This is a genomic window from Parvibaculum sp. (genome assembly GCF_035511255.1).
In the GTDB taxonomy this organism is placed as follows: domain Bacteria; phylum Pseudomonadota; class Alphaproteobacteria; order Parvibaculales; family Parvibaculaceae; genus Parvibaculum.
Genome location: NZ_DATKFR010000422.1, coordinates 1 through 2,012, shown reverse-complemented (window position 1 = coordinate 2,012; position 2,012 = coordinate 1). Strand labels below are relative to the sequence as shown.

Annotated in this window: 2 protein-coding genes; one reads left to right on the top strand and one right to left on the bottom strand. The window is 63.0% G+C overall.

Annotated elements, in window-relative coordinates:
- The coding region (locus tag VMR03_RS16000) for a DUF559 domain-containing protein (RefSeq protein WP_325406967.1) at positions 1 to 131 on the bottom strand (131 nt) is incomplete at its 3' end.
- 54 nt (positions 132 to 185) lie between these two features.
- Between VMR03_RS16000 and carB the strand changes: the two genes are divergently transcribed.
- The coding region (gene carB / locus VMR03_RS15995) for a carbamoyl-phosphate synthase large subunit (protein ID WP_325406965.1) at positions 186 to 2,012 on the top strand (1,827 nt) is incomplete at its 3' end.

Here is a 2,012-nt window from a genome sequence, read left to right as displayed (position 1 = left end):
CCCACCGGCATCTGGCGTCTGAACTTGAATCCAAAGAAGGCGCGATTGCGCAAACGGGACCAAAGGCGCTTCTCGGCCTCGGTCTGATTGACGCGCAGGTTGCGCGCATATGGAACGTTCCGACGTCTCACAAGGCCCCTCACCCTACCCTCTCCCCAACGGGGAGAGGGTTTTAAGAATAGCCCATGCCCAAACGTACAGACATCAAAAGCATTCTCATCATCGGCGCGGGTCCGATCATCATCGGTCAGGCGTGCGAGTTCGACTATTCGGGGACGCAGGCCTGCAAGGCGCTGAAGGAAGAGGGCTACCGGATCATTCTGGTGAACTCCAATCCGGCGACGATCATGACCGATCCGAACCTCGCCGATGCGACCTATATCGAGCCGATCACGCCGGAGATCGTGGCGAAGATCATCGAGAAGGAGCGGCCCGACGCGCTGCTGCCCACCATGGGCGGACAAACGGCGCTCAACACCGCGCTCGCGCTCGACGACATGGGCGTGCTGAAAAAATTCAACGTCGAGATGATCGGCGCCAAGCGCGACGCCATCGCCAAGGCCGAAGACCGCCAGCTCTTCCGCGACGCGATGGACAAGATCGGCCTCGAGTCCCCGCGCTCCAAGGCCGCGCACAACATGGAAGAGGCGCTGGCCGGCCTCGACTTCGTCGGCCTGCCCGCCATCATCCGCCCCTCCTTCACGATGGGCGGCACGGGCGGCGGCATCGCCTACAACAAACAGGAATTCACCGAGATCGTGGAGCGCGGCCTCGACGCCTCGCCCACCACCGAAGTCCTCATCGAGGAGTCGGTGCTCGGCTGGAAGGAATACGAGATGGAAGTCGTCCGCGACAAGGCGGACAACTGCATCATCATCTGCTCGATCGAGAATATCGATCCGATGGGCGTGCATACGGGCGACAGCATCACCGTCGCCCCTGCCCTGACGCTGACGGACAAAGAATATCAGATCATGCGCAACGCCTCGATCGCGGTGCTGCGCGAGATCGGCGTGGAGACCGGCGGCTCCAATGTGCAGTTCGCGGTCAACCCCAAGGACGGCCGCCTCGTCGTCATCGAGATGAACCCGCGCGTGTCGCGTTCCTCGGCGCTCGCCTCCAAGGCGACGGGCTTTCCGATTGCGAAGGTCGCGGCGCGGCTCGCGGTCGGCTATACGCTCGACGAACTTCAGAACGACATCACCCGCGTGACGCCGGCGAGCTTCGAGCCGACCATCGATTATGTCGTGACGAAGATCCCGCGCTTTGCCTTCGAGAAGTTCCCGGGTTCCGAGCCCCTGCTCGGCACGGCGATGAAATCCGTCGGCGAGGCGATGGCCATCGGCCGGACCTTCGAGGAGAGCTTGCAGAAGGCGCTGCGCTCGATGGAAACGGGCCTCACCGGCCTCAACGAAGTGAAGTTCGCCGGCATGGGCGAAGGCGACGACAAGAATGCGATCCGCGCGGCGCTCGGTCGCCCGACGCCCGACCGCCTTCTCGTCATTGCGCAGGCGCTGCGCCTCGGCGTCAGCCACGAGCAGGTACATCAGGCCTGCGCCTACGATCCGTGGTTCATCGAGCGGCTGCAGGCGATCATCGACGCGGAAGAGAAAGTCCGCACCGAGGGATTGCCGACAACGAAGCAGGGTCTGCGCGCGCTGAAGGCGATGGGCTTTTCCGATGCACGTCTCGCCGAGCTGACGAAGACCGAAGAGGAAGAGGTTCGCAAAGCGCGCCATGCGCTCGACGTGCGCCCCGTCTACAAGCGCATCGACACCTGCGCGGCGGAGTTCGAAAGCCTCACGCCCTATATGTATTCGACCTACGAGACCGATTTCGCCGGGCGCGCCGATTGCGAAAGCAATCCGACCGCCAAGAAAAAGGCGATCATTCTCGGCGGCGGCCCGAACCGCATCGGCCAGGGCATCGAATTCGACTATTGCTGCTGCCACGCCGCTTTCGCGCTCGACGAGATCGACGTCGAAAGCATCATGGTCAACTGCAACCCCGAA